The 1401-nt window shown below is 64.2% G+C and carries 2 protein-coding genes; both read right to left on the reverse strand.

Going from position 1 to position 1401, the window contains the following annotated elements:
- Window positions 1–369: IS91 family transposase (locus tag AC2FM5_RS19575; protein WP_496737644.1), on the reverse strand; the 369-nt coding region annotated here is incomplete at its 3' end.
- A gap of 12 nt (window positions 370–381) precedes the next feature.
- The gene (locus AC2FM5_RS19580) at window positions 382–1260 is read right to left on the reverse strand and encodes a tyrosine-type recombinase/integrase (protein WP_480521402.1); all 879 of its coding nucleotides are present in this window, start codon (window positions 1258–1260) and stop codon (window positions 382–384) included.
- Window positions 1261–1401: the final 141 nt, after the last annotated feature.

The following is a 1401-nucleotide window of genomic DNA, read 5'->3' on the forward strand; positions in this document are numbered from 1 at the left end:
TCGGAAAAGCAGGCCGTAGACCGCCGTCTTGTTCCAGTAGGCGATCCGTGCGATCTCCGCCGGCAGGGTGAAGACCACATGGAAATACTCCACCGGCAGTAGGTCATCGGCCCGTGCTGCCATCCAGTCGCGCGCGGCCGGCCCTTGGCACTTCGGGCAGTGCCGGTTCTTGCAGGAATTGTACGCGACATGCCGGTGACCGCATTTGGCGCAGGCTGCCACATGCCCGCCGAGCGCCTCGGTCCGGCAGGCTTCAATCGCCGACATCACCCTGAGTTGGGTGAGGCTGACATGCCCGGCATTGGCTCGCCGCCATGCGGGACCATGGGCGCGAAAGATGTCAGCGATCTCAAGCCGCGGGCGGGGCACCACCCTGGTCCGCTACTCCCGGCTTCGATCCTGCAGCTTGGCCAGCGTCTCGTAGGGGCTCGCCGTGTCACGGATCAGCTTCGTGGCGACATGTGTGTAGCGCTCCGTTGTTTCGAGTTTGGCATGCCCGAGCAGGACCTGGATCACCCGCACATCCGTACCGGCCTCCAGAAGGTGCGTCGCGAAGCTATGCCGCAGCGTGTGCAGCGTGCTGCCCGGCTTCTTGATCCCCGCGATGTGCTTTGCCGAGCTGAAGGCGCGGTGGAGTTGGCGCGACGAGAGGGGGTTGATCTTGGGCTTGCCCGGAAACAACCAGCCCTCAGGCCGCGCCTCGCGCCAATACTCGCGCAGCAGGTTCAGCAATCCCGGCGACAGCATGACCTTCCGGTCCTTCCGCCCCTTGCCCTGTTCGACATGAATCAGCATCCGGTCGCTGTCGATATCGCTGACCTTGAGATTGCAGACTTCCGAGGCCCTGAGCCCGGCACCATAGGAGATGCTCAGCGCCGCCCGGTACTTCAGCCCCGGTCCTGGCGCGACCCGCAGCAGTGCCGCTACTTCCTCGGCGCTGAACACCACGGGGAGCTTGCGCGGCTGGGTGCGGAACTGCATGTGCCGCTTCATCTCGCCCCGCCCGCAGGTCGTCTCGAAGAAGAACCTCAGCGCAATGATGCGGGCGTTGTAGGTCGGCGGCGTGACACCGCAGTCGGTCATGTGAAGCTGGTAGGCGCGCAGATCGTCCGGCGTCGCGGTGTCCGGCGACCGTCCCAGAAACGCTGCGAAGTCCTTGATCGCCCGGATGTGCGACTTCTGAGACTTGTCACCCAGCCCCTTGATCCGCATGTCCTCGATCATCCGCTCGCGCAGCGGCGTTGTTCTCTCCTCCGCCATGGGAACCTCCTGTCTTTCGATTGAGAGGTCCCAATCGTCAGACAGCCGCGCCCATTCCCAAATGCACAGGGGTCAGATCAATGCAAAACGCCTGCCACAGGCTCCAATGCCGCGCGAGCGGCTTCGTCCTTGTCCCGCTTA

This window comes from Ruegeria sp. BHSA162 (assembly GCF_059613385.1).

Excerpts from the sequence above, each read along its gene's own strand:
- AC2FM5_RS19580 (WP_480521402.1), bottom strand. The coding sequence starts at position 1,260 with ATGGCGGAGGAGAGAACAACGCCGCTGCGCGAGCGGATGATCGAGGAC.